The organism is Vibrio sp. 1078-1 (assembly GCF_033340475.1).
On record NZ_JAWOWM010000012.1, the window covers coordinates 12,511 to 38,471 of the forward strand.

Here is a 25,961-nt window from a genome sequence, read left to right on the forward strand (position 1 = left end):
CTAAGCTTAAAATTTAGCTGATGATCGTTTGATACGCCGGTGTGTCGTCGATGGTCAAAACTCAGTTTCAACAGCTTCAAATCCAAAGTTTTGTAACTGTCCTAGCTGCTGTTTTGTACTTCGGTGCTGACAGAGCAGGGCAATCAAGAGTCTGTTTTTGGTTGCAACGCCACTCGGTGAGTTTGTTGGTACAAAAGCCGATTTACTCTCTGAAATGACGTTTTCTTTGGTGTTGTAAATTCCACTTGGTTTCAGTGACTTTGTTGAAAGTCCGCACTGTTAGATTGGTTTTCAAAAAGCGCTTTTTGGGTGTTATCAGTCCGTTTTCTGCGGCGTTTGCTGTTCCAATTGGTTTCATTGAATAGTCGCTTTGAGACTACGCCAGACTTAAGTGCATCAAAGCACATAAAGTTTGTTGTTCGCAAAGTTTAGTTTGGCTTAAAATTATCGCTCGGTGCCTCGTGACTAACAAACTACTAAAGAGTGATTCGCAACGCGGGGCATTTTTACTATGCGTTGATTTTCGTGATTACGGTGGTATGCGGTAGCATAGGTATTGCGTTGCTCACTACTTAACGCGGCGTTAGGCGTCTATGAAATGGAATATTAGCTAATGAAACTCGAAGAACAAATTGAGAAGTTATCAGACATAGGGTTGTCGTTGAATAAAGGTGTGACTATTAACGATTTACTCCTTTCATATTCTAGAGAAGAATACGAATCGAACCCTTTTGATTTAATTCTTTTTGTATACGGAATAGAGATTGAAGAAGAACCATGGGGACGGTTTGTTTGTGATCAGGCGTGGAATTTCGATGCAGAGGCGATTGAAGAGGATGGTTCCTATATTGAAATAGTAAAGCAGTTCCATCGAATTACAGGCAGAACTAAGGACTTAGAGGGGCTGCGAGATACTGTAAACCTAGAAGAACATTATGCAGAGCTCCAATATTCAGTTGATGGTGTTAAAAGGTTGCTAAAGCCTGAAATAGACGATGATTGGGCTGATGCTAAAACTATCGAAATTATACTAAGCGATTTACGCCAACCGGGGTTCGATTTCTATCCAAAGGATAATGGACAAGCCAGTATCTGGTTCTATTTGTCTGAAAGTCAGGCTATAAAGCTAAACCAACTCGCCAATAATGTGTTTAATTTAGAACGTAAACCATGGTGGAGAGTATGGTAGTTATCAGTGAGTTCAAGACGTCTAACAACCGCTTTAAGACGGATTCGTAATGCTTGGCGGTTTTGGTTTGAATTGGTTTTAGTGTTTACGGTGTAATGGTTGAGTGTTGTGGTCGCGGTGCTCTCCACTTACGTGGGCGTTCTACGAATGAGGAAGATTCGTGAAAAAGTGGAAGTTTGTATTCTGGGTAATGTGTTTCTTAACGGTTTTAAGCATTCTTCAACTCCCATTTTTTAAAGAGTTAAATATTGGAGCATTTATAGGCTCATTTGTATCCGCAATATCTCTTGTCAGCTTTTACGGCTTTAGTTATCGAGTTGCCGTCGGTAGCAAAGTGCTAGCGATCATCATCTTTGGGATAAATGCACTTGCTATGCTGGGCATTGCAATATTTAGTGTGTTCTTCTTACTGACTTATCTAAGTCCAGGAACCTTGTTCTTTTTTGTTACAGGGATGGGACTGATGCTTGTTTACCTGTACCCGCTGTATATGTATGCATTTAAATCTACAGAGATTTGGCAACTGGAGTAATTAGCATAACAAACTGTTCAATAGCGATTCGCAACGCGTGGCATTTTTACTATGCGTTGGTTTTCGTGTTTAAGGCGGTATGCGGCGGCTTTTGTATTGCGTTGCTCAACTCCAAAAGGTCATTAATACTCAAAGGTCAAATATGGATATTTACCCAGAAATCGAGTTATCTAAAGCGCAGCATAATGCAATTGAAGCTCTTAGAAACAAGTCGTTTCCTGAACACCAAGTTACTCGCTCTTACTATAAGCAACTCCCGCATATGAGAGTTCTGAATTACGAAGGTGATCAGTTAGTTGGTTACATGGGATTAGACTACAGAGCTGTTCGCGTTGGTGATGAAATTTATAAAGTATTAGGTGTGAGTGACTTTTGTGTCGAGAGCACAGTTCAAAGACAAGGTATTGGCACAAAAATGTTGTCTCAACTCAGCGAGTATGCGTCCACTAAAGATGTCGACTTCATCATTTTAGTCTCCGATTTGGAGCGTTTTTATGTGGCTAATGGTTATATGCGTCTTAACTCTCTAAGTTCTTGGTTGCGAGTTCACGAACATAAAAATTACGGTGTCGCTGTAGAGCAACTAGATGATTTATATGTTAAACCTATCAGCGGTAAAACTTGGGCTGTTGGTCATATAGATTGGTTAGGGTATATGTATTAGTCTGTAGTGGGCTAATAAATTGTTCAAAAAGAAATACTACACATGGCATTTCCAATTAGCGTTTCTTATACCTTACGAGCGCGTTTTCCCACAAGGAGTAATATGTGATTGTAGTAGCAAGGTTTTCTTTTCCTCATGAAGCTCATATTGCGAGAGCAAGCCTAGATAGTGTCGGAATAGAAAGTTACATCGCTGACGAGCACACGGTAAATACTCAGTGGCTTTATTCAAATGCAATAGGCGGCGTCCGTCTGATGGTGGCCGAAAGTGATGCAGAAGATGCGAAACAAATACTTAGTAGCGATTTCTCAGAATCATTGGGAAATGAAGTTGACGTTGATGAAGAAAAAGACGTTTGCCCTAAATGTGGTAGTAAAGATCTATTTGCATTTACAAAAGGTAAACGCCCAGCTTTCTTAGTTTTTATTTTACTGGGTTTTCCACTGTTTTTTTACAAGCATGGTTATAAGTGTAAGCAGTGTGGGGAGTTTAGTGAAAAACTTTAAATCTTCAGATAACAAGGCATTAAAGAGACAACTTGTACTCGTAGTATTTTTACGATGAGTTAGGTCGAGTGCCTATACAAGAAGTCAGAGTTACTGCTTGCTTACAAGCAAAGTATTATACGATAGTGAAGGAATAACATTGAATGAGTGAAATTAAAACAATAGAGCAGTTAAAAGAAATTTACGCAGAGCCAAGTGCGGGAGCTAAAAATAAAGCGCTGCCTGTGCTGGATGTTCATGCGATTACATTAATTAATAATTGCCATTTTGCAGTTCTAAGTACCGCTGATTCACAAGGGTATATCGATCTCTCTCCTAAAGGAGGGGAGCCTGGCTTCGTAAAAGTTTTAGATGAATCAACATTGTTGCTCCCTGATAGCTCGGGGAACAATCGTATCGATAGTCTAAAAAATATCATTAGTAACCCCAAGGTAGGGTTGTTATTGATGGTAAATGGTATTGATGAAGTGCTCCGTATTAAAGGAATCGCAAGTATTCACACCGACGCCAACTTGATATCTGCTTGCCCCGATGGAAGTAAAGATCCTAAGGTTGTTATCAAAATAGTCATAGAGAGTATGTACTTTCATTGTGCGAAAGCGGTGATGAGAGGGAAACTTTGGTCTGATGACTATAAAGTAAATCGCTCAATTCTCCCTTCATTAGCTCAAATCTTTAAAGATCAACAAAAGTTAGAAAGTAAAGCGCTTAATCAAGAAGAGATGTTGAAATATTACCAATCTAGCCTTTAGAACGAGCGTGGTAATATATTGAAAAGATAGAAAAATCAGGTTCGACCGTGCTCTGCGGAAGTATGGATTAGGTTTAGTGGGGATGTTACTGTCTCAATAATGTTAGTTCACCAATAAGCAATTGTTAGTCCAAATTTTAAAATGAAAAATGCAGAAAAATTTACTCTAGAAAATTACGTTTTGGCTAGTCCGGGAGTTAGGTGTGTTGGACAAATGATTGATCTTTTTGTCAGTTTTAGCATTTTTACTCTCGTTTTATGGGTCGGCTTAGAAATCGGTATTGAAAAAGAGCTTGTGCGCGCTACAGCAGTAACTGCGACTGTATCGTATTACCTTTTTTCTGATTGTTTACCAAATGGTCAAAGTGTGGGTAAAAAACTTTTGGGCATTGCAGTTATAAGTGCAAGAACGGGTAAAAAGTGCAATATTTTTCAGTCGCTCTTTCGAAATGTTATTACTCCATTCTTCGGTTTTATTGACTCAATTTTCATTCTTGGTAAAAAGAGGCAACGTCTCGGTGATAAGTTAGTGAGAACGGTGGTGGTAGTGCACTAAATTGATAGCGCTGAGGACTAGGGTTCAAGTCGGGCTTTGTTTTCGTGGTGGAACAGCCTCGCTTAGGAGGTAGCGTTACTCACATACTTAATGTAGCGTTGTAAGAAAATTGGTATTGGAGTCCAAGTTTTATGTCAGAAAAAGAGAAAATGTTAGCAGGTGAGCTTTATGACCCAAGTGATGAAGAGTTATTAAAGTTAAGGTTGAGCGCTAGGTTACTAACTGAAAAATTGAATGCCACGTCTGTTGAGCATAAACAAAAGCGAGTTCAAATAACCAAGCGCTTGTTCGGCACAACAGGTGACGATATTCATGTTGAATCTTCTTTCAATTGCGACTACGGATCCAACATTCACGTTGGAGATAATTTTTACGCTAATTTTGGTTGTGTGATTTTGGATGTTGCGGAAGTTAAGTTTGGTGATAACTGTTTACTTGGGCCTCAAGTTGGCATTTATACTGCGACTCATCCCTTAGATCCTATCGAGAGGAACAGTGGTTTAGAGCTAGCAAAGCCCATAAACATTGGTGACAATTGTTGGATAGGTGGCCATGCCGTAATCAACCCTGGCGTAACACTTGGGAACAACGTGGTGGTAGCCTCTGGCGCAGTCGTTACAAAGAGTTTTGGAGACAATGTCGTTGTTGGTGGCAACCCAGCCAGAGTACTGAAGGAAATCGTCACTAAGCGATAATAAAGTATATGGACTATTTTGAGCCTGAGTTTAGGATTTATGATCAACTCACCCCAAGCTTTGATGCGTTTAACGGTTACTTGTTGACGCACTTGAATGTCTAAAATTTGCTTCAATATAGAGTCGTTACACGTAGTGCTTTTACCGTGCGTTGAGCTTGTTTAAAAGTCTCATACGAAATCATTTGTATTACGTGTCTCACACTTTTATTGGATTTTCGTCACCAATAACAAACCAAAAGGCTGACCCCAAAATGTTAGTAACAAAGATTGAAACGGAACGATTAATTCTAAGAGAGCTAGTTGAAGATGATGCAAGCGAATTGTTTGACATCTTCTCAGACCATGAGGTCATGAAATATTGGAACTCTGGCCCTTGGGTTTCAATTGAAGAAGCGCGGACATTTATAGCCAAGAGTACACAGGCCATGAATAGCAATACAGAAGTGACACTAGGCATCTTCCTAAAGAGCAATGGCCAACTTCTGGGTAAGATAATGCTGTTTAATTACGTGAAAGAGTCTAGGCGCGCAGAAATTGGCTTTGGCGTTAGTCGTCATTTCTGGGGTAAAGGCATTGTATTAGAGGCGGGAACTGCATTAATCGAACACGCATTCAAAACACTGAATCTACGTCGAATCGAGACTGAGATAGATCCAGACAATGCTTCTTCAGGTAAAGTCTTGGAACGGTTAGGTTTTATAAAGGAAGGTTTCCTAAGGCAGCGTTGGGAAGTGAATGGAGTAGTCTCAGATTCAGCAATTTACGGGTTGTTAGCTAAACCCCTGGACAGCGTTTAGTACCCAGCCTTAAAAGCATCTAATAGATCTAGCCTGCTCGTACTCAATACACAGCCTTACACTTGACGGCGAGGTTTCTTGAATTGACTTGGTGGTCACTGAATGTACTATCAAGGATAGGACTTACTGCAAGGATAGCAGCATGAGCGAGAAATTATTTTGGGTTAATCCCTACCAAACAGAACTTAACTCAAGAGTGACCAATGTAGACGGAAATAAGGTTGAATTGGACCAGACTATCTTCTTTGCAGAGTCTGGAGGCCAAGAGAGTGATAAAGGAACGATTAATGGTATTCCGGTTTTGATTGCTCAAAAGTTAGGTGCTCGACTTATTTACACATTGGAATCCTCTCCAAATTTTACTCTTGGTGACATTGTAACTACGAGTATTGATTGGAAGCGTAGATACGCCTTAATGAAGCTACACTTTGCGGCTGAAGTGGTGCTCGAGATGTTTTATCTGCGTCGGGAAGGCATTGTTAAGATAGGCGCGCATATTTCTGAAAATAAGAGTCGCATAGATTTCGAGTGGTCTGAAAATATTGGTCCGTTATTGAAAGAAATTGAAACTGATGTTCAAGATTTGATTAACTCTGATTCAGTTATTATTAGTGACTTTTCCGATCAAGAGAGTGAAAGAAGGTATTGGAGAGTGGATGGGTTTGCGCAAGTACCTTGCGGTGGCACTCATTTAAAACGCACATCAGAAGTCGGCCAAATTCAATTAAAACGCAAGAACATCGGTAAAGGCAAAGAAAGGGTAGAGATAACCTTATGCTCGTAAGTCGATAGGGCATTAGAAATAGATTCCTAACACGTGGCATTTTAATTCATGGTGAGATTCACATTTGCGATATGATGGTTGAGATTGAGGGCGTGTTGGCTACTTCTTAACGAAAGGTTACAGGGGCGAGAGGATGATATGTCGAAAGTTACATTGAAAGGCTTTATTTTAGTTCCGGAAAAGGATCTAGAATTAGTAAAACATGCGTTAATAACTCACAAAAGGCTCACGTTAGAAGAGCCGGGCTGCCTTAGTTTTCTTGTGACTCAAAGCTCGACTAATCCGTTTCGTTTTGATGTCTATGAGGAGTTCGTCGACAAAGCCTCTTTTAAACAACATCAGGAAAGAGTTCAAGCCTCACATTGGGGAAAGTAACAGCCAATGTTAAACGGCAATACGAAATCTTTGAATGTGTGCATGACTAATCGAATCGGAGTGATTTAGAGCGTTTACACTTTGCTTTTCATGTTGCTCTACGCTCTACTATGTTGCTTTATTCAGCTATTCACCTGGCTTAGTGTTCTTAATACTTTGCCGTATTAAATCTAGAAATTTTAATGGAAGTGTTATGTTTAGAGTTGTGTATGAATGGCGTGTGCCAAGTGAAAAAATGGATGAGTTTCAAAATATATGGCGTTCGACGACAGATTCAATTCATCAGTCAGTAGAAGGGGCGCTTGGTAGTTTTATGCTTCGTTCTTACGATGTACCGGAAAAGGTTTTAACTATTGCCAAGTGGCGAACACGTGAAGACTGGGAGCGGTTTTGGGGAACTAGTAACCCAGAAAAAATGAAGAAGATGAGTGAAATTGCAGAGCGTATTTCAGTTGAACCATTCGATGAAATTGAAGATAGAACTAAGTAGGGCAATAGAAACGTTAAAGTGATACCTAATGAACAGTTTGGCGGACAATATGAAAGACAACCTTAACCAAGGAATAGGGTTATGCAGATTTTAATTGTTGGAGGTAGTAAGGGGCTAGGAAGGTTTTTGGCTACGAACTTACAGGGTACAGAAATTTATACGATTTCTAGATCAAAGCTAGTTGAGGATGGAGTAGTTTCTGTTTGTATTGACGTTGATCCCGATAAAAAACCAGATTACACGTGCTTCAAAGGTGTAGAGTTTGACATCATCGTTTATTTGGCGTCGATGTGGGGAGAGTCTTCAGAATTGACAACAAGCGAACTGATTGAGTTTATGAATGTTGGCCCGATTGGGTATCTTAATTTAGTCAATGAGCTTAACGCTTTAGGTTCACTTAACGATAAATGCAATATTGTATCTATTGGCTCTACAGCAGAGCTTTCAGAAAGTAGTGAATACCCTGCATTCGCCCTCAGTAAAAGATTACTCAAAGATATTTCTAGCCAGCTGCAAAACGTTTATCGTGATTACCGCTTTACTCACTTTACAATAGGTGGGATCGGGCATGCTGAAGAGGAACGTATTGAGTATTCGAGTGTTTTGGAGATTATAAATATGCTAACCAAGCTTGATCCAAACACATACCTTTCAAATATGCATATAAAGTCCAAGCTAGGAATGTAGCTCTCAAGCTGTATTACGTACCTGTTTCTATGGTTTGGCATCATGTGCATTCTTTTTATTGAGCTATGGTTATAACTCCAATGAAAGGAGTTTACTTATGTCATACATTGATGGGTTTGTCGCTGCAGTACCGACAGCGAATAAAGAAAAGTATATCGCACACGCAAAAATAGCAGCAGAAATGTTCAGGGAGTTTGGGGCCTTAAAGGTTGTTGAGACGTGGGGGAGTGAAGTACCAGATGGTGAGATCACATCATTTCCCATGGCAGTTAACGCTGAAAGCAACGAAACCGTTGTGTTTTCGTGGGTAGTCTGGCCTTCAAAAGAAGTTCGGGACTCAGGGTGGCAGCGGATCATGGGTGATCCTCGAATGAGTCCAGATAATAACCCAATGCCCTTTGATGGAAAGCGTCTCATTTATGGCGGATTTGATGTTATTTTGGAGCAGTAAAATACCAAAGAATCTCAACTCGATTCGTGACACTTGGTGTTTTAATCAGTATTACGCTTCTGATGTACGTTCAATAGACTATTCTGCGATAAGTGTTGATAAAACTCCATTTGGAGGCTTAGAGTAAAAATGGAAGAGATAAATTATTCACTGATTGTCGTATCAGCTATCGCTGCCATCGCTAGCCCCGGACCTGCAACTCTTGCGATAGCAGGCACGTCAATGAACCACGGTCGGCGCTTTGGTGGGTATTTGGCTGCAGGTGTTTTAACGGGGTCTTTATTTTGGTCAACCTCAGCCGCTTTTGGTCTCGCAACCATACTCTATAGCAATGTTTGGCTTTTTGAAATTCTTAGATATTGTGGGGCATTTTATCTTTTATATTTGGCTTTAAAGTCTGTACATTCAGCCTGCAACATCGAGCAGCTAAAGTTACCCAAAACATACGTAACGACAAAGAAGGGTAACTACTTAACCGGAGTGTTAATTCACTTAACTAACCCAAAGGCTATTCTGTTTTTCGGTGCGCTTTATTCGATAGGGGTTCCTCCTAAGGCCAGTCCGTTGGAATTGTTGTCGGTCATTTTTGTTGTGGGGCTGGTTAGTGCTTTGGTTTTCTTTGGCTATGCTTTTCTTTTCGCGCATAAAAAGGTCAGACAAACCTATCTCAGATCCAAAGCAGTTTTTGAAGGCGTGTTCGCGTTATTTTTTGGTGTAGCAAGTATTAAGTTGCTGCTTAGTGAGGCAGGAAAATGAAGCACAAAAGGCTTGAAGAAATAAGAATAGATAATCTATCTGATTTGACGGTCTATTAAGTATACTAAGTAGCCGATTTGTTAACTTCCATAAGAGCTGCTGGCTAGAAAAAGCTTACAACCCAATGATGCTAAATATTATCATTCAAAGGGCTAACAAAGGCCCATAATTTAATTCGTATCACTGTTCATGATTGTGCTCTTCGCGCAGTGCTGTAGTTTAGTAACGTGTTGTTAATACGAAATATAACCAATTGAAACCTGGACGTTGCATTACTTGTAGTTCGATGAAATGTTATCCCGCAAGACGTTAATTTGGAGAAAAGAATGGATTCAAACTCACTATTATTATTTGTTGTCGCTTGTCTCGCTATCAACATGATTCCTGGACCTGATGTAATTTATATTGTTTCCAATACAATGAAAGGTAAATTATCTGCTGGGCTGAAAGCGGCTCTGGGACTTGGTGTTGGTTACTTTTTTCATACACTAGCGGCATGTTTAGGTTTGTCAGCAATAATTCTGAGTTCATCTTTGGCTTTTAGCGTTGTTAAATGGTTAGGGGCCGCTTACCTAGTTTATTTAGGTGTTCAGTCATTACTGTCTATGTGGCGTGGAGAAAATAAAATCGTTGAAAACAAAAATGTTGATAATAATAAAAATGTGTTTGTTCAGGGGGTTATCGTCAGCGTCTTGAATCCCAAAGTAGCGCTATTCTTTCTCTCGTTTCTGCCTCAATTTATTGATACGTCTGCAAGCTCAACATCAATGCAATTATTAGTACTTGGCTTGCTGTTCAGCGTACTTGCGACGACATGTAACGTTTTGTACGCATCTGTGGGTAATTGGGTATTTAGTCGTCCACACTCTCAGCGTTATTCAAGAACTCTTGAAGGTGTTTCAGGTATTCTACTTATCAGTCTAGCGAGTAAAGTGGTATTTAGTGATCGTTAGATACAGGGCATTTTATTCTCGTGATTATTATATGGCTAAGGTTTGCTCAACCTATACGCTAAATGAGTGTTATTGCATAGGTTGAATCACAAATTTCAAAAATACCAATAAGTGAACGTATTTATTTATAGTATGGTTGGCGCGATTTTATCGTAGCTAGGTTAATAACATGAAAAATAAAGTAATTCTGTGTTCCGCATTCCTTTTGGGTTTGTCAGGTTGTGCTTCTGTTCCTACTGTTGATTCGACAGTATCAAATCAAATGAAATCATTTGAAGCACCTCAAAAGGGGAACGCAGGGATTTACATTTATCGAGAAGACGCTTTTGTCGGAGCAGCACTTAAAAAGTATGTTTACGTCGATGGGGAATGTATTGGTGAAACCGCTCCTGGTGTGTTTTTCTACCATGAGGTCGAAGGCAATAAAGAACATCAAGTAAGTACAGAGTCTGAGTTTTCTGAAAATCACTTAACTATCTTAACGGAAGAGGGCCGTAATTATTTCGTTAATCAATACATTAAAATGGGTGTATTTGTTGGTGGTGCGGGCGTAGAACTCGTAGACGAAAGCAAAGGTAAAGCAGAAGTACTAAAAGTCGACATGGCAGAAAAAGGAAACTGTTCTTCGATCTAGTTTTACAAACAGACCGCTTTTTAGATTAAAAAACACATTATCAATGTAACCCAACGCTTGATGAGATCCATTCAGCGTTGGGTTTTGTATTTTTGGCAAACAGTATACCTATTTCAGACCGCATGATTTGCCACCTCCTAGCTTGAGCCCACTTATTGTTCAAAGAATCTACTTGTGAAACGTGAATTTTCGAGAGGATTTCGTAGGGAGCAATCCTACAAACGCGATTAACAGATATGCCATTCCATCATTAACCTTGTCGAGTGTATTGCTAAACTAGGTAGCGGTGTGTCTCCTCTCATTAAACAAATAATAGGTATATCAGTTTTAGCTTCTATGCCTTTACATCATGCACTCGGAGCGCAATTTAAAATCAAAGGGCTAACACCAATATTAGAGAAAAATCTTGAAAGTCACCTTACACCACTAACGAAACTCTCTGTTTCAAACATTACCTCAAATCGACTAACGCAGATGGTTAATAATGCGTTAAACCCTTATGGCTACTATCATTCCGAGCTCAATGTTCAGAGATCAGAGAATGATCTCATCACGCTTGAGGTTGACGCGGGGGAGGTGATGTTGGTCAAAACATCTAATCTTGCTGTGTCGGGAGAGGCCAGTAATGATCAAGATTTCATCGAACTAATTAATCAAGCTCAACTTAAACAAGGGCAGCCGTTGCTTCATTCTGAGTACGACACGCTAAAACGAAACTTGATTTCATTGGCTCAGCAAAAAGGTTATTTAGATGGACGTTTTATCGAATCGTCTTTGGAAGTCATTCCAAGTTTGAATCAAGCCCATGTGAATCTGCATTTCTCTAGTGGTTCTCGTTACCAATTTGGAGAGCTCTCTGTTCTTACGTCGGGTATCGAAACGGCTCGAATAGAAGCGATGAGAACATTTGAGTGGGGCGACGATTTTGACACTGTGAAATTGAGTCAATATCAGGCCGATCTCTCCAGTACTGATTGGTTTCGCAGTGTGATTGTGAAAGCGGATTTCGAGGAGGTATCCGATGGTCATAAGGTGCCGATAGAAGTGCTAGCAGAGCCGAATTCACGCAATATTGTGCAAGTCGGCGGTGGGTATTCGACAGACTTGGGGTTACGCGCTTCGCTGAATTGGAGCAAGCCTTGGTATAACGCACGTGGACACAGTTTTGAGGCACAAGCGTACGCTTCCAAACCGGAACAATCGCTATTACTTGGTTACAAAATTCCCACACAAAATGTTCTAACGGATTACTACGGGATTCAGTTTGAATCTAAGCATGTCGACTATCGAGACACATCGAGTTTTTCTAATGATTTATCGTTTGAAAAACACTGGCAGTTAGACAGTGATTGGCAAAGCACCATGCACGTTCGTTATTTGCAAGAGAGTTATCGACAAGCGTCGGAGAATAACGAATCACAGTTGTTATTACCGGGGGTGACATTTTCACTGCTTGATCGTAAGAACGATCAATTAGAAGTAAAGCACCGTCACGTCTACTCATTGGAATACTCAGACCCCAATTTTTTCTCGGATTCTCGTTTGCTACGTATTGAGGGCAATAGTGTTCTGTCTTGGGACATTAGTGAAAAACACAAGTTTCACTTTCGTTCTAATGTTGGCATTAATGTCGCTGACACTTTGAGCGATATTCCATCATCATTACGTTTCTTTGCGGGAGGTGATGGCAATCTTCGTGGTTATGGTTATGAGTCTATCTCTCCGAGAGATGAAAATGGCGATTTAACCGGTGCTCGTTACATGTTTACTGCTGGGCTGGAATATCAATATCAGGTCTACCGCCAATTGTGGCTTGGGGCATTTTATGATGTCGGTGATGCCTTCAACGATAGGGTGGATTGGAAAAGCGGTACAGGGTTGAGTTTGATATGGAGCTCAAAATACGTGCCCGTCAAAGTGGATTTTGCTTACGGTTTAGATGCTCCTCAAGGAGACCAATTCCGCGTTCACTTTTCGCTAGGCACGCAGTTTTAGCGGGCATTAAAAAGGCTCTCATCCTTGCAGATAGAGAGCCTTTTTAAGTCTTGATTGTTTAGAGTTCGAACTCACCATTCAGTTTCTTGAATATCCAGTTAGGCGCCTTATGCCATCCACCATAGTTTGGATTCTTAGTATGGATCTCATTCATTGATTGCCACTGAGTTTGGCCTTGTCTATCTCGAGATACTTGCCAAAACAGTTCATCTTGTTGTCGAGTTAAGTAGTGCATGACATGTTCTGCAAAAGCTTCGCTTTGGACCAACACACCAAATTCCACATTGAGGAAATCCGATCTTGGGTCGAAGTTTGATGAGCCGATATAAGTCAGCCGATCATCGAGTATCACCGTCTTGTTGTGATAATAAGTATCTGCATGGAAGTAATGGTCATCATTTTTCGCTTGGTTTTTGTACTCTAGTATATGAACGCCCTTATCCAACAAGGTTTGGCGATGCTCCTCGTAATAAGCCGGAATAAAGCCAGAATCATTAGAGGCAGACGAGTTCGTCATTAACGTGATGTCCGCTTTTTGCTCCATCAAGGTATCAATAAAGGCAAATTCACCATCACTCGGTACCACGTAAGGCGTTGATATCACTGCTTTGGATGCAGTGGTTATTTGTTGCCAAACTTGGTGTTCTGCACGTTTTCTAAAGTAGGGTTTGTTGTTTGCTAACTTGTTTAATGAGTCGAAAACGGGGGTGACTTGCGCAGCGATGAAGTCGGGACTGGTCAGTTGCTTAACTTGTTTTTCAACTTCCGCCAGAATGATGCTTTTGTCTTTCTCACCTTTATTAAGCGCTTCAGTAAACGCGGAATAGTTTGGGGTAACGTTAACGATGTTTTCTATCGGCGTAACATGCTCGCTGTCCCAAAGTTGTTGGTAGTTCTGGTCGAACGTTCGAATAATGCTGCCTTTGAACAAGACATCCATATCAAAGAAGTTGGCTTTGCGGCTGTAACCAAAATAGTCGTCGCCAATGTTACGTCCACCTAGAATCATCCATTGATGGTCAACGTTGAAGTACTTCTCGTGCAGACGATTGTCCAAACGTTGTTGATGAGTAGAGAAGTTGACGGCGCGACCAATCCAACCTGACTTACGTGAATCAAACGGATTGAATAAACGAATTTGAATGTTGTCGTGAGCGCTGAGATCAGCAAGCCATTTCTCGTTAAAAACCAATAGATCATCGAGAGTGAGTCGAATTTGCACGCCTCGATCTGCTGCTTGCTTGAGTTCATTGAGTAGCATCAAACCAAGCGCGTCACTCTCCCAAGAAAAATAAGTCATATCGATGCTTTGCTGAGCATTTCTAACCAGTTCAACGCGACGCGCAAAGGCTTCTGGAGCGGTAGGAATTAAGTAAACTTCGGCTTGATGCTGAGTAGTTTGCCAATTGGCTTCAAAATCCGGTTCAACTTGCGGGTAGGGCTGGGCACAGCCAACCAATAGTGCGCTGAAGATAAAGAGTAGCAGGGCACGAAGGGCGTTAGGAAACATGAGTAAACCTTCCTAATGATGTTCAAGGAATAAGGATGAAAAAAGCCAGTGAACTGGCTTTTAGGTATTTGGTAACGAGTTTTTAGTAACTGAAGATAACGTTACATGTGACTCAGAATCAGCCCAAGTTCCTCGAGACCGTTGAGGCGACCTTGGCGCAGTTTTGGATCGATGCCTGAGTGATGAGCATTGTCCCAATCTTGTGTGGATTGAATACCGCCATCGTTATCGATCAGCAATACTCGGTCAGTCGCGCTGTTGTATTGGAAGTCTTCAAATAAACGTTCGCTAAACCACATACGAGAGAGCTCGTTCATCATTGCTTTGTCTTTGCTATCCGGGCGAACACTTGAACCATCAAGCTTTAATGCCTTGTTAAACACAAATGGTAATTCCGATGCATTACAAGCGCCCACAATACAACTGATGCTCTTGAGTAAATCACCAACGTCAAGATCGCCATTTTCACCTTTGGTGTTGTAAGTCCATACGTTGAATCCGGGTTTGTAGTCAAAGTAGTAGAAGCTTGGCGTCGCTCCTGTTGCTTCTTCAGTTGAAACTTTATGACGGTTTGGACCCGTGAAGAGCAAATCATGCAACGTGGTTTTGAATTGCTGCATGTTTTTGGCCGCGCCATTCAGTTCGCTTTCATCGTTAGGGAAGAAGTCAGTCAGAGCAAGTAACTCCGTGGTTGAATCGGAGTTCCCCAAACCGAAGAACAACTTAGTCATCGCCTCATAAGCGGTGCTAGGTAGCAGTTCAAATAAGTCAGAAAGATCGAGTTCAATTGAAGCTGAATCGCTGAGTAATGAACGATATTCAGCACGTAAACGGTTTAAGTTCGTTTCCGATTCTAGCCACTCAACCATGTATTCGACGATTAAGGTTTCGTCACCACTTTCAATGATTTCTGGCGCTTCTTGGCCCAAGATTTCAATAATAGTTGGGATCAAAAATGTCAGGCTCGGCAGCATGCCCAGAGTATTGCTTTCTGCACTGTTTGAGCCAATTACCGTCGGTACGATCCATTCACTCTCAATCGCTTGTTCAGTAAAGTGATAGCCCGGTACTTCTTTCACTAGAAACGCTGGTGGGCGATGCTCGATGTAAGGCGAAAATGGCATCAACGTAGCTAATGGGCTGTTGTCGCGTGTTGGGCTTATAACCGGAATATTCGCGGCGGTCAGTACCCAGTTCTTAAGACGTTGAATAGGGTCAAGCATCTCGCTCTGTACCTTCATAACCTCTTCAAGTGGCAGTAACGCAAGATCTTCAACGCTTTGCTCTGGTCTTTGGCTCTTGGCAACATCGTAACTTTTATATTCAAAGCCGTAAGCGTTGCTTTGCATGATGGCACGTTGAAAGTGCTCACCTGCGATTGCAGCATCGCCTTTTGATTGCTGTAAAATTCCCACAGACATGGCACCCGCACCTTGACCCATGAGTGTCACGTTTTGCGGATTGCCGCCGAATGCCTCTATGTTTTGTTGAACCCATTCAAGCGCGTGTTTTTGATCGCCTAGGCCAAAGTTACCGCCCTCTGGGTTGTCCAAACCATCGACCCAAACACTGCCCAACAAGCCCAAGCGATAGTTAAAAGTAACTGCAATAAACGGGTTACCATCGTCAGCACCTTGTGCAACCACCATATCACCATGAATCAGCGGTTCTGAGCCCGCGCCGTATTCAAAGTCTCCACCGTGAATAAAGACATACACTGGCAAATCTGCGTACGCTTCTGTCCCGGTTGGTCGCCAAATGTTTAGGTTCAAACAATTTTCTGACTGCGTTTGAGTCGTGGTTTTTAATTGCGGACACGCATCACCGAACTGAGTCGCATCAATATCGCCTTCAAGTGGGGCTACAAGGCTGTGCTTAAAGCGGTCTGCTTGCGCAAATTGGATACCTTTGAACGCCTCTACCGCTGCCAGTTTTTCATCCGCATCAAGCGGTGTGATGACAAGGGACTCTTTGGTCGCTTGAATGGTTGCATCGCCAATTTCCAAAGCGATTTGCTCTGGTGGTAAGGGTTGTAGTGGCTTCGGGCCGTTAGGAACGCTAGGTTTACCAGAGTCATCACTGCAAGCTGCTAAGGCAAGAGTGATGGTAATGGCTAAAGTTGAGCGATTGAGTAAAGTCATTGTTATGTCCAAAAGTCATTTGGTGCGTACACCGAAAATGTTAAACGGCATCTAACAAGCGACGTCCTGACGCTTTGGCATTAATCCGTGAATGGTTGGATGGCTTGTTGTATTGATGGCTCAAATGGTAGGACATCGGCGACAGTTTCAGTAATCGCCTTTGTAGGATGCAGTCCTACCATCGTCTAGGGGCGGGCTCTTTATGAGAGCTAGAAACGGTAACCAAGATTTAAGGTTACTGACTCTCGAGTTTCCCCTTTGTTATAGAGAAAGGTCAGGTTGTAGTTTTTGCCGATTTGCTTATTGAAACCAGTCAAAAACGCCCATTGATTAAGATCTACACCAATGTCGTAATCGAATTCGATATCACCACTTTTTACATGCCCGTCCATTCGAGCGTCCAGTCCTTGATATTCTGCTCCGACAAAGAACTGCGTGCGATAATCGACAAGTTGATAACCCAACATCGGCTGTACAGTAACAATACCATCGCCCCAATCATCTAAGCCCTTTAAGCGAGTTTGCGAATAGGTACCAGTGACAGAAGCAAAGAACTCTTTATAGCCAACCGAAAGGGTTGTACCTATACCACGAAGGTCATATTCCAAATGCAGCGGCACGTCTAAGCGTCCGCGACTACAAAGTGCAGATAAACCATCGCAAAACTTATCACCTAATCCTGGCAGTTTATCGTTCAGCTTATCTTTTATGTACTGGCCACCTTCACCCGTGTAGGCGGCATCAACATTGGCATCGACATTAACTTTTCCGATGTAACCAAATACATTCCAAAATGGCAGGATGTTTACATCGCCACGAAGCGTCATGCTCTCAGCACTCACGATGCCGACACTGTCTTCTGGATCAAACAGTTCATTAAGGCCGATGCCTTCAATCGTGAAATCATTAAATGGAATATTCATATCTTGATTTCGATACGCTAGCGACACACCAAACGGCAGAGGCAAATCGATACCTTGACGACGCACCATATCACCCATTAAAGGAAAAACTCGGTCTAGCTTAACACTGGCTTCTTGCATGCGTGGATCAGAGACCTCATTCAAGCGTTGTTCGTCTAGTACTTGCACGCCAAGCTTATCTTCATAAATCGCTACCGGTTTTACGCTACTCATCATTTCGAGTGGTTTATTTTTCTTTGAACCAACTATCTTGGTGTTTTTGCTGGCAATCGCAATTTTGCCTGATGTTAATTTCTGGAAGAGGATCTCTTGATCGTAAGAATCCACTTGGTAGTTGTGATGTGTGAACGGTTTATCGTTGGTAATGACCATACGTTTCGGTTCACCATTAACCAACTCAATATCAACGCTTAAAAAGCGAAAGTAGGCGATATCTTGAGGAAGACCGTATTTTGAGTAATTGAAGCTGATGATTACATTACCGTTCTGATCCTCTTTTGCTCTTACTGATGACGGATCAAAACTCTCCGCGTAGTTTCGAAGGCGGTATTCTGTTCGTGTGAAAGCTTCGATCTCATCAAGTACTTTTTCATTTTCATCGAGTTGTTCAGGGTTGTACTTGATACGCAGATCAATGTTGCCTTTGTTATCGGTGTTCTTAACCAAGTAGACGGACGAATCGCGAACGCTATCACCGATTTTAACACTTCGGTGGGCATGCTCGACCAAATGCTCGCCTTGAACTAGAGAGCTGATGGCCAGTTTTGGTAAATCATGACTGATACCGTATTTGTCGAACAGTGCTCGGCCTTGCTCGATTACTTCGTTGTAGGTCGTCGTCTCTTCAGCGGCGAAGCCAAAAGTGGGGGTAGTAAGCATTAGTGCGCTCGCGAGCACAGTAAGAGAAGACGTCTTGCCGGCGCGTAATTCAAAAAAACTCATGACAGTTTCCACTCTGAATAGTCTCAAACCTTCGAGACTCAGACAGTTAATGTGTCACTGAACTTCTTGTTCAGTTAGATAGATATGTTTGCTGTGATTGACGTTGTGAATGCATGGTTTCCGATTGCATTTTGTAAATCAATGAGAGGATTTTATGGTGGGTAGAGAAATCCCGTTAATCGCTTTTGATGGATACTATCCTCGCTTTATGGGTTACGGAGGAATAATGGCTAGCTCACAAACAAACAGCCCCGCAGAGCAGAAGCAATGCAGGGCTTTAGTTTCAAGAACGGAGGTGACGCTTAGACCGTAACGCGAACACGAAACAGATCAGTAAACAACTTGGCAATCATCAAAATAATCATAATGTTTACCAGCATCAGCAAGGGCGTTTCAATTCGATACGCTGGGGTTAAATTGAGCGCTCCTGATGTCAAGACAACCAATAAGTTAATACCTAGAATTCTGTGTACCATCAGCTTTGGTGTGGAAAATACCTTCCAAATCACGATGATGTTGATGAAGTAGAATAGCCCAAGCTGCCAAAGCTCGGTCATCATTGGCATTAGGAAAATGTATTGCAATAGAATCACCGTGCCAGTGCCTATCACACCAAAAAATGCATCTTTAATAATGCTTGGTGGCATAGTAGGAACGATTGAAGAGAACACGCCTGCTAGCATCGGAAAAATGAAACCTCCGGGCACAGGAAGATAAATCCAGATCAACAGCGACGTCACGAACATGGAGACACCTTGCAGTACCTTTCTGCCGTCTTCATTCAAATGCTGGATGAAGGTCCGATGCTCGTGATGCCAAACCGTGTTTTTCTCTCTTTGCATGACATAAGCAACGTGACCAATGAGCGAAGTACTTGGATTTTTAATATCAAAGCTTTGAAGTTGCTGCGTTAGCGTTGGCCAATCGATGTCACGACTTTGCGATTTATCTGCTTGTTCTAGCAATCGGTCTTGGATTTGTGCCATCTCATTTAAACGCGCACGCCATAGCTGACGATGTTCTTTCAAGTGGTAGCTGCCAGTAAGTGGTAAACCGACCAGTTGGAACAACTTTTCTATGTTGGCGCTGTTGGTCTCAAGAGCTTCAATATCTATATCATTGGGCGATTTCATAGCGTTAAGCATCGCCTCTCTGCTGGTCTCAAAACGTTGAATGAAGTTTTGTTCTGTACTGACTGGCCAGACTAATCGGTACACAACAGAAAACGTGATCACACCAAGAATCGTCTCTTGCATGCGAAGAACAGCGAAGTGGAACGTTGCTTGACTATCAAATCCTCCCATACATGCGATGATGGAGCACACAGCAAAACCGATAGAGAACACATAACCATACTTTTCGTCGCTCGACATAAAAATGCACGCACCTAAAAACAAGGTGAAGAAGGTGAGAAACAAAAAGCGATCTTGAGAAAACTTCGTGATGAGGAAAAAGGCATAACCGATGCCAAGGAGGGTTCCTAATAAGCGATTATGACCTTTGTTTATTGAGTGAGCGAAGCTTTCATTTAATGCCATTACCGCGACTGCGATCGCTGCCCAATACGGTTTCTCCCATTGAAACCATAAGGCAAGGCAGATCGCGATAACGATAGACAGCGCAGCTTTGATCGCTTCTTTGGTTGAGGCATTAAACATACATTCCACCGCATTATTGTTTGATGATTTTGATAGAGGCCGTCATACCAACACGTAGTTGAAAATCTTTCGGTAAGTGATCTAATTTCACTTTAATTGGAATGCGTTGAGCTAAGCGTATCCACTGAAAGTTAGGGTTCACATTGGGCAAAAGATCGTTACCAGTACTACCATCTTGCTTCGCAATGCCGTAGCCAATGCTTTTGATTTTTCCTTCCAGCACAGCTTCATTGTGCATCATTAAGGTCACGTAGGCTTTATCTTGTGGATCAACGCCAACTAAATCCGTTTCTTTGAAATATCCTTCGATCCAAAAGCTGTCTTCATCAATCAAAGCCACGACTGGGGAGTTAGCGACGACTTGAGAGCCGACGCGTAAGTTCAAATTAGTTATATAACCATTCGTTGGCGCATGAACTTTTGTGTAATCAAGGTTTAGCTTGGCTTCTTCAACATTGGCTTTCGCGAGCTCTACGTTGGCAACGGCTGTCTCCACCGCATTGTCTAGGTTATTCAATGTCAGTACAGGTACAGCGCCAGGTGTGCGCTTTTCTAACTTAAGTGCTCGCTGCTCTTCATTTTTGGCCTTTGCTAGTAATGCAATGGCTTGCTTTTGAGCTGCTAGCGCTTTGTGGTACGCCGCTTTATAGATGCTTGGGTCAATCTCAAACAGCAAATCGCCTTGTTTCACTTGCGAATTGTCTTCGACGTAGACTTGGATGATTTGTCCTGTTACGCGGGGGGTTATAGAAACGATGTGCGCGCTAACTTGGCCATCTCTAGTCCAAGGGTTGTCAGAGTATGATTGGTAGTAGCTGAAAATCACGGTGCCAGCTGAACACAGTAGTAGCAGTGTGATGAGATAACGTTTTATCACGGAATTTGCCTCAAAATATGGTAATGAATCGACCAATAACGCCAGTAAAAATCACAATTAGGCTTAGCTCAGCGAGCGCAGGAAATGCAACGTATTTGTGGAGTCCCAGTTTTGTTGCAACGGTTCCAACCAAAATGGTGAGCATGTAAGCCAATGCAATAACCAGCAACAAGGGAGGGAAGTAAACTTCGCCCCACACAAGTTCATGTGGCATTGAGTTCATGGTGTTTTTCTCTATTAACTTGATGAATGTAAAGATAAGGCAAGTGATGGCATCAGTGATAATCGCTTTTGTAGGATCTAATCCATCAAGAGAAAGGTGTCATGCGCTATATAGAGGGAATAGCGCAACAAAGTAGCTTTTTGGACAGTGAACATAAAAATAAATTTATTTTCCAATTTATTTGATGCTCATTTAAGACCACTAAGTTATTAAATTTTCGACAATTATTGTTCAATGTTTGCGTTTGAATATGCGAAGTGATGGTTTCATCCTTCAAATGGGATTACGAGTTGTGAGGTTTTGTTTCTAATATTCGCTTCGAAGCAAACGAGATGCTTTTTAAATTAAATAATCCAACAAATATGAGTGAAAGATTATTCGTTAGATTATTTGAGTTTTATATTTATTAGTAAGAGTAAAATTGTCATGGAAATTATTTCTAACCTTTTTGACATGGCACCATTTGTTGCTCTCTTTATTACGCTCTCTCTCGGTTATATGGTTGGTAAAATTACCATTGGTCGATTTGTTCTTGGCGGTGTTGCCGGAACATTATTAATGGGTGTGATTATTGGGCAATTTGGTGTTCATATTGATCCCGGCGTAAAAAGCATTTTCTTTGCGCTCTTTATTTACGCAGTAGGGTATCAAGGTGGTGCGCAGTTCTTCAAAGCACTGAACTTTAGAACCATCAACATTCTACTTTCCGCTGTAGTGATGACGGTGTCTGGCCTGCTTTGTGTACTAGCAGCAGCTTGGATGTTCGATCTAGACAGAGGTACGGCAGCAGGCCTTGCAGCTGGTGGTTTGACTCAATCGGCAATCATAGGTACAGCGGGTGATGCGATCGCACGTCTTGGTGGTGTGACAGAAGAAGCGAAGCACCTAATGCAGACCAACGTCGCAGTAGGCTACGCGGTTACGTACATCTTTGGTTCGCTTGGTCCAATTCTGATGGTGACATGGGTATTCCCAACACTGATGAAGTGGGATATCCGAGCAGAAGCGATTGCGCTAGAAGAGAAAAATTCAAATGGTAAGCGTGATTTAGCGCCGGGTGAGTTCAACGCAGTAACCGCGCTGGTTACACGAGCATTTAAAGTGAGCAAAGATGGCGGGCTAGCAGGCAAAACCCTAGCTCAGTTAAACCAACACGCTCTAGCTGCTTGTATTGAATTGATTCAACGTGATGGCAAAGTGTTAGAAGTGGACAAATTCACAGCACTGAAAGAAGGGGATGTCATTGTTGTAACAGGTCGTCGTAATGCGGTACATCAGTTGCAAGATGGTTTGGCTGACAACGAGATTGCACTTCCAGAAGGCTATGAAGTTATTGAAGAAAACCGTCAACTGATCGCAGACAACCGCAAACTGATTGGTAAGTCGCTGCAAGAGATCAAAGAGGCTTCGAACCAAGGTTCAATGCGCGGCATTTATGTGACGGATTACATTCGTGAAGGCAGCTCTATCGAAATGACGCCGGACCTTGTGGTGAAGAAAAACGACGTCATCCAGCTTACAGGTACAGCAAAAGACATTAATCGCGTTGAGAAAAACATCGGTCAACGCATGGGCTCTGCAACCATGACGGATTTCATTGTGCTTGGTATGGGTATGGTGCTTGGTCTATTGATTGGTCTTATCAGCTTTAAGATTGCAGGTATTCCCGTCACCATCGGTTCTGGTGCAGGTTGTTTGATCTCAGGTTTGATCGTCGGTTGGTTGCGTAGCCGCAATCCCCACGTTGCTCAGTTCCCAGAAGGGGCGGCGAACTTCATTCGAGATTTCGGTTTGGCAGCATTTGTGGGCATTGTTGGCCTAGAGGCAGGCCCTCAAGCGGTCGACACCATCAAAGAACACGGTATGTCTCTGTTGTTCCTTGGCATGGGTGTAACGATTATCCCTCAGATTATTTCGTTCTTCTTCTCATATTTTGTATTGAAGATTAAGAATCCAGTTGAAGCACTTGGCTGTGTTACAGGTGGACGAAGTGCGAACCCAGCATTCGCGGCTTTAATGGAAAAAACAGGTAACGCAACGCCAGTATTCTCATTCACCGTGACTTATGCTGTCGCCAATGTACTGCTCACCCTATGGGGTCCAATTATTGTCGGCATTATTACTTTAAACGCAGGCATGTAATTTAAATAAATTCGAACACTCTTATCGCCTAATTAAATAGGCGGTAGGGGAAGTATTATCCAAATTTCACTAAATAATAAATTCAGGTAAATATTATGACTACGCAAAATACAACAATTGATTTTTCTAAATTTGCAGATTTAAGCCCATTTGAATTAAAAGATAAACTTATTGAAGTGGCACAAACTGTTCCTGACCGCGCTTTATTAGATGCAGGTCGTGGTAACCCTAATTTTCTAGCGACACTACCGCGTAAAGCGTTCATTCGTTTGGGTGAGTTCGCAATATTGGAAGCCGAGCGCACTTATTCATTCCTAGATGGTGGTTTCGGTGGCATTCCAGATGGTGTGGGCATTGTTGAGCGCTTCGATACGTTTGCAAGCAAGAATAAACAAGACCAAGGCGTACATTTCTTGGAAAAGTCGCTGAGCTACGCAAAAGACCGTTTGGGTCTAGAGAAACAGGCATTTTTGAATGAGCTGGTTAACGCATACCTTGCATGTAACTACCCAGTGCCACCACGTATGTTGACGAACATCGAAACCGTTGTGAAGCAGTACATCGCAGAAGAGATGTACGGCCCGATGCCAATGACAACAGACTTCGATCTGTTTGCAACTGAAGGCGGTACAGCGTCTATGACGTACACCTTCCAAACTATGTTCAACAACGGTCTATTAAAGAAAGGTGACAAGGTTGCGCTAATCACTCCAATCTTTACGCCGTACCTAGAGATCCCAGAGCTTAGTGAATACGAACTGGAAATCGTTGAGCTACGTCTGGATGAGACAACATGGCAACTGCCGATGGCTGAAATCGAAAAGCTTGCAGATACAGACATCAAACTGCTTTGTGTCGTGAACCCAGCAAACCCAGCGTCTGTGAAGTTCTCGGATGAGACTCTGGATAACCTATCAAATTTTGTGAACAACGAACGTAGCGACTTGTTCATTGTGACTGACGATGTATACGGCACATTTGCGGACGACTTTGTCTCACTGTTCGCGAAACTGCCATACAACACGCTTTGTGTTTACTCGTTCTCTAAGTACTTCGGTGCAACAGGCTGGCGTTTAGGCTCGATTGCGATTCAACACAACAACGTGTTTGACGATGCAATGCGCTGCCTTCCTGAAGCGCGTCAACTTGAGTTAGACGACCGTTACAAAACGCTGACTCCGGAACCACGTGAGATCAAGTTTATTGACCGTATCGTTGCAGATAGCCGCAGCGTAGCGCTTAACCACACAGCAGGTTTGTCTCTTCCTCAACAAGTTCAAATGGCGTTGTTCTCATTGAACTGCTTGATGGACTCAGAACAAAACTACAAAGAAGCATGTAAACGCATCATCCGCGAGCGTTACAAAACTCTGTACAAAAACATGGGTGTAGAAATTGAAGAAAACAAAGATCGTGTGGACTACTACACGCTGCTTGAGCTCGACACTTTGGGCGGCAAATTGTACGGACCAGCCTTCGTTGAATGGTTCAAAGCGAGCGAGAAGGGCAAAGACTTCCTGTTCCGTCTTGCACATGAAACCGGCGTTATCCTACTTCCAGGCCAAGGCTTCGATGTAGTACACGCATCAGTTCGAGTTTCGTTAGCAAACCTTACTCATCACGAATACGAGCTTATCGGTCGTGCAACGCGCAAAGTGTTGGATGAGTACTTCGCTGAGTTCCAAGGCTAATTAATCCAGCCTGATTAAGAATAAGCCTCGGCGTTGTCGAGGCTATTCCGACCAAATAAGCACAGTGCGCGATATTGTGTTTATTTAGTCGCCAAGCTAACAAACTTCTCAATTAAGAGTGACTTATGAAAAGCATTATTTCTATTCAATCTCATGTGGTTTATGGCCACGCAGGAAACAGTTCTGCCGTCTTCCCGATGCAGAGAATGGGCCTCGAAGTCTGGCCAATTCACACGGTTCAGTTTTCAAATCACACTCAGTACCAGCAAGGTTGGACTGGACAGAAGTTTGGGGCAGATGAAATTCATTCTCTAATGAGAGGCTTAGATAACATCGAGAAGTTAGGCGAATGTGGCGCGATACTGTCCGGTTATCAAGGCAGCGCAGAGCAATGTCGAGCGGTGGCCGAAGCGGTAAGTTTAGTCAAATCGCGTAACCATAGTGCACTGTATGTGTGTGACCCAGTTATGGGTGATCCAGACAAAGGTTGCATTGTGGCAGACGGTGTCAAAGAAGCGATAAGCCATAGCTTGTTGCCCATCGCTGATGTGATTGTTCCTAACCAGTTTGAACTGAGCGAGTTAACAGGTGTGAAAATTAACTCTCTTTATGATGCGGTCACTGCATGTAAAAAAGCCTTAGAGTTAGGACCGAAAATGGTATTGGTGAAACACCTGCATGCACTAACAGATGACGCCTTCAGTATGATTTTAGCGACGCCGAAAGCAAGCTATTTGGCCCAACGACCTAGTGTTGAATTTGCTATGCAGCCAGTCGGAGTCGGTGATTTAATTTCTGCTATTTTTACCTCTTGTTTGGTGAAGAAGATGTCTCCTGTCGCAGCCTTTCGTCATACACATAACGCCGTTTACGGTGTATTGGAGATCACAAAAGGCTATGGCACATGGGAGCTACAGACGATCAATGCCCAATACGAATTTGTCGAACCGACGCATGAGTTCAACGTCGTGAAAATTGCTTAGCGCAGTACCTAATTAACGGAGAAGCGTAAAGTTAGCATATAGAAACTTGGCATA

Annotated in this window: 25 protein-coding genes and 1 pseudogene; 20 read left to right on the forward strand and 6 right to left on the reverse strand. The window is 42.4% G+C overall.

All coding sequences use genetic code 11. The features are described from left to right. Positions 1-613: 613 nt before the first annotated feature. The 17 genes and pseudogenes from R7190_RS19030 (at position 614) to R7190_RS19110 (ending at position 12,817) form a co-directional block, all read left to right on the forward strand. Positions 614-1,189 carry a hypothetical protein gene (locus tag R7190_RS19030; protein ID WP_132937086.1) on the forward strand — a complete coding sequence of 192 codons (576 nt, stop codon included), beginning with the start codon at positions 614-616 and terminating at the stop codon, positions 1,187-1,189. A 160-nt stretch (positions 1,190-1,349) separates the two neighbouring features. Beyond that, complete coding sequence (locus R7190_RS19035) at positions 1,350-1,721, forward strand: hypothetical protein (protein ID WP_132937087.1); 372 nt, start codon at positions 1,350-1,352, stop codon at positions 1,719-1,721. Between the two features lie 142 nt (positions 1,722-1,863). Then, a complete protein-coding gene (locus tag R7190_RS19040; protein ID WP_031781316.1) occupies positions 1,864-2,385 on the forward strand; it encodes a GNAT family N-acetyltransferase in 522 nt (173 codons plus the stop codon). Positions 2,386-2,489: 104 nt separating this feature from the next. Continuing rightward, entirely contained in the window at positions 2,490-2,891 is a 402-nt protein-coding gene (locus tag R7190_RS19045) for a DUF2007 domain-containing protein (protein ID WP_005377076.1), read from the forward strand. A 143-nt stretch (positions 2,892-3,034) separates the two neighbouring features. Continuing rightward, positions 3,035-3,643, forward strand: coding sequence for a pyridoxamine 5'-phosphate oxidase family protein (locus tag R7190_RS19050; protein ID WP_213986433.1), 609 nt, complete (start codon positions 3,035-3,037; stop codon positions 3,641-3,643). A gap of 141 nt (positions 3,644-3,784) precedes the next feature. Then, the gene (locus R7190_RS19055) at positions 3,785-4,198 is read left to right on the forward strand and encodes an RDD family protein (RefSeq protein WP_031778951.1); all 414 of its coding nucleotides are present in this window, start codon (positions 3,785-3,787) and stop codon (positions 4,196-4,198) included. Positions 4,199-4,329: 131 nt separating this feature from the next. Next, a complete protein-coding gene (locus R7190_RS19060; protein ID WP_005389307.1) occupies positions 4,330-4,893 on the forward strand; it encodes a sugar O-acetyltransferase in 564 nt (187 codons plus the stop codon). 253 nt (positions 4,894-5,146) lie between these two features. Beyond that, positions 5,147-5,692 (forward strand): GNAT family N-acetyltransferase, encoded by a 546-nt coding sequence (locus R7190_RS19065; protein WP_186584958.1) that lies wholly within the window; start codon positions 5,147-5,149, stop codon positions 5,690-5,692. 142 nt (positions 5,693-5,834) lie between these two features. Further along, positions 5,835-6,476: an alanine--tRNA ligase-related protein gene (locus tag R7190_RS19070; protein WP_186584960.1), complete on the forward strand. Its 642-nt coding sequence runs from the start codon at positions 5,835-5,837 to the stop codon at positions 6,474-6,476. A gap of 138 nt (positions 6,477-6,614) precedes the next feature. Beyond that, positions 6,615-6,901, forward strand: a pseudogene (locus R7190_RS19075) (putative quinol monooxygenase). 143 nt (positions 6,902-7,044) lie between these two features. Then, positions 7,045-7,341 (forward strand): antibiotic biosynthesis monooxygenase family protein, encoded by a 297-nt coding sequence (locus R7190_RS19080; protein WP_033907479.1) that lies wholly within the window; start codon positions 7,045-7,047, stop codon positions 7,339-7,341. 81 nt (positions 7,342-7,422) lie between these two features. Next, the gene (locus R7190_RS19085; RefSeq protein WP_186584962.1) at positions 7,423-8,028 is read left to right on the forward strand and encodes a hypothetical protein; all 606 of its coding nucleotides are present in this window, start codon (positions 7,423-7,425) and stop codon (positions 8,026-8,028) included. Between the two features lie 97 nt (positions 8,029-8,125). After that, positions 8,126-8,479, forward strand: coding sequence for a DUF1428 domain-containing protein (locus tag R7190_RS19090; protein WP_017821465.1), 354 nt, complete (start codon positions 8,126-8,128; stop codon positions 8,477-8,479). A gap of 129 nt (positions 8,480-8,608) precedes the next feature. After that, positions 8,609-9,235 (forward strand): LysE family translocator, encoded by a 627-nt coding sequence (locus tag R7190_RS19095; protein WP_042523838.1) that lies wholly within the window; start codon positions 8,609-8,611, stop codon positions 9,233-9,235. A 326-nt stretch (positions 9,236-9,561) separates the two neighbouring features. Next, positions 9,562-10,188: a LysE family translocator gene (locus R7190_RS19100; RefSeq protein ID WP_186584964.1), complete on the forward strand. Its 627-nt coding sequence runs from the start codon at positions 9,562-9,564 to the stop codon at positions 10,186-10,188. A gap of 169 nt (positions 10,189-10,357) precedes the next feature. Further along, the gene (locus R7190_RS19105; protein ID WP_005377099.1) at positions 10,358-10,822 is read left to right on the forward strand and encodes a DUF2846 domain-containing protein; all 465 of its coding nucleotides are present in this window, start codon (positions 10,358-10,360) and stop codon (positions 10,820-10,822) included. A 336-nt stretch (positions 10,823-11,158) separates the two neighbouring features. Further along, complete coding sequence (locus R7190_RS19110; protein WP_250157698.1) at positions 11,159-12,817, forward strand: autotransporter assembly complex protein TamA; 1,659 nt, start codon at positions 11,159-11,161, stop codon at positions 12,815-12,817. Between the two features lie 58 nt (positions 12,818-12,875). Here R7190_RS19110 and R7190_RS19115 read toward each other — a convergent pair whose 3' ends face one another. From R7190_RS19115 to R7190_RS19140, 6 genes are all read right to left on the reverse strand, one after another. Beyond that, positions 12,876-14,327, reverse strand: coding sequence for a phospholipase D family protein (locus tag R7190_RS19115; protein ID WP_130546142.1), 1,452 nt, complete (start codon positions 14,325-14,327; stop codon positions 12,876-12,878). Positions 14,328-14,428: 101 nt separating this feature from the next. Then, positions 14,429-16,468, reverse strand: a complete 2,040-nt coding sequence (locus R7190_RS19120) for a carboxylesterase family protein (RefSeq protein WP_318137587.1) — start codon at positions 16,466-16,468, stop codon at positions 14,429-14,431. A gap of 209 nt (positions 16,469-16,677) precedes the next feature. After that, complete coding sequence (locus tag R7190_RS19125) at positions 16,678-18,333, reverse strand: hypothetical protein (RefSeq protein ID WP_186584970.1); 1,656 nt, start codon at positions 18,331-18,333, stop codon at positions 16,678-16,680. Positions 18,334-18,635: 302 nt separating this feature from the next. After that, positions 18,636-19,991, reverse strand: coding sequence for an FUSC family protein (locus R7190_RS19130; protein ID WP_186584972.1), 1,356 nt, complete (start codon positions 19,989-19,991; stop codon positions 18,636-18,638). A gap of 13 nt (positions 19,992-20,004) precedes the next feature. Continuing rightward, positions 20,005-20,868 (reverse strand): HlyD family secretion protein, encoded by an 864-nt coding sequence (locus R7190_RS19135; protein ID WP_186584974.1) that lies wholly within the window; start codon positions 20,866-20,868, stop codon positions 20,005-20,007. A gap of 10 nt (positions 20,869-20,878) precedes the next feature. Further along, a complete protein-coding gene (locus tag R7190_RS19140; protein WP_005377106.1) occupies positions 20,879-21,091 on the reverse strand; it encodes a DUF1656 domain-containing protein in 213 nt (70 codons plus the stop codon). 426 nt (positions 21,092-21,517) lie between these two features. Here R7190_RS19140 and aspT point away from each other — a divergent pair, with 426 nt between their 5' ends. From aspT to pdxY, 3 genes are all read left to right on the forward strand, one after another. Next, positions 21,518-23,233 (forward strand): aspartate-alanine antiporter, encoded by a 1,716-nt coding sequence (gene aspT, locus R7190_RS19145; protein WP_186584976.1) that lies wholly within the window; start codon positions 21,518-21,520, stop codon positions 23,231-23,233. A 95-nt stretch (positions 23,234-23,328) separates the two neighbouring features. Then, entirely contained in the window at positions 23,329-24,924 is a 1,596-nt protein-coding gene (locus R7190_RS19150) for a bifunctional aspartate transaminase/aspartate 4-decarboxylase (protein WP_186584977.1), read from the forward strand. A gap of 125 nt (positions 24,925-25,049) precedes the next feature. Beyond that, positions 25,050-25,907, forward strand: coding sequence for a pyridoxal kinase PdxY (pdxY, locus tag R7190_RS19155; protein ID WP_033906186.1), 858 nt, complete (start codon positions 25,050-25,052; stop codon positions 25,905-25,907). The last annotated feature ends 54 nt before the right edge of the window (positions 25,908-25,961 follow it).

Bases quoted from the DNA above. Each gene is read 5' to 3' on its own strand.
- R7190_RS19125 (WP_186584970.1), bottom strand. From the start codon at position 18,333: ATGAGTTTTTTTGAATTACGCGCCGGCAAGACGTCTTCTCTTACTGTG.
- R7190_RS19060 (WP_005389307.1), top strand. From the start codon at position 4,330: ATGTCAGAAAAAGAGAAAATGTTAGCAGGTGAGCTTTATGACCCAAGT.
- R7190_RS19105 (WP_005377099.1), top strand. From the start codon at position 10,358: ATGAAAAATAAAGTAATTCTGTGTTCCGCATTCCTTTTGGGTTTGTCA.
- R7190_RS19115 (WP_130546142.1), bottom strand. From the start codon at position 14,327: ATGTTTCCTAACGCCCTTCGTGCCCTGCTACTCTTTATCTTCAGCGCA.
- R7190_RS19130 (WP_186584972.1), bottom strand. From the start codon at position 19,991: ATGTTTAATGCCTCAACCAAAGAAGCGATCAAAGCTGCGCTGTCTATC.
- pdxY (WP_033906186.1), top strand. From the start codon at position 25,050: ATGAAAAGCATTATTTCTATTCAATCTCATGTGGTTTATGGCCACGCA.
- R7190_RS19120 (WP_318137587.1), bottom strand. From the start codon at position 16,468: ATGACTTTACTCAATCGCTCAACTTTAGCCATTACCATCACTCTTGCC.
- R7190_RS19150 (WP_186584977.1), top strand. From the start codon at position 23,329: ATGACTACGCAAAATACAACAATTGATTTTTCTAAATTTGCAGATTTA.
- R7190_RS19080 (WP_033907479.1), top strand. From the start codon at position 7,045: ATGTTTAGAGTTGTGTATGAATGGCGTGTGCCAAGTGAAAAAATGGAT.
- aspT (WP_186584976.1), top strand. From the start codon at position 21,518: ATGGAAATTATTTCTAACCTTTTTGACATGGCACCATTTGTTGCTCTC.
- R7190_RS19055 (WP_031778951.1), top strand. From the start codon at position 3,785: ATGAAAAATGCAGAAAAATTTACTCTAGAAAATTACGTTTTGGCTAGT.
- R7190_RS19030 (WP_132937086.1), top strand. From the start codon at position 614: ATGAAACTCGAAGAACAAATTGAGAAGTTATCAGACATAGGGTTGTCG.
- R7190_RS19110 (WP_250157698.1), top strand. From the start codon at position 11,159: ATGCCTTTACATCATGCACTCGGAGCGCAATTTAAAATCAAAGGGCTA.
- R7190_RS19090 (WP_017821465.1), top strand. From the start codon at position 8,126: ATGTCATACATTGATGGGTTTGTCGCTGCAGTACCGACAGCGAATAAA.
- R7190_RS19065 (WP_186584958.1), top strand. From the start codon at position 5,147: ATGTTAGTAACAAAGATTGAAACGGAACGATTAATTCTAAGAGAGCTA.
- R7190_RS19140 (WP_005377106.1), bottom strand. From the start codon at position 21,091: ATGAACTCAATGCCACATGAACTTGTGTGGGGCGAAGTTTACTTCCCT.
- R7190_RS19040 (WP_031781316.1), top strand. From the start codon at position 1,864: ATGGATATTTACCCAGAAATCGAGTTATCTAAAGCGCAGCATAATGCA.
- R7190_RS19070 (WP_186584960.1), top strand. From the start codon at position 5,835: ATGAGCGAGAAATTATTTTGGGTTAATCCCTACCAAACAGAACTTAAC.
- R7190_RS19100 (WP_186584964.1), top strand. From the start codon at position 9,562: ATGGATTCAAACTCACTATTATTATTTGTTGTCGCTTGTCTCGCTATC.
- R7190_RS19050 (WP_213986433.1), top strand. From the start codon at position 3,035: ATGAGTGAAATTAAAACAATAGAGCAGTTAAAAGAAATTTACGCAGAG.
- R7190_RS19085 (WP_186584962.1), top strand. From the start codon at position 7,423: ATGCAGATTTTAATTGTTGGAGGTAGTAAGGGGCTAGGAAGGTTTTTG.
- R7190_RS19095 (WP_042523838.1), top strand. From the start codon at position 8,609: ATGGAAGAGATAAATTATTCACTGATTGTCGTATCAGCTATCGCTGCC.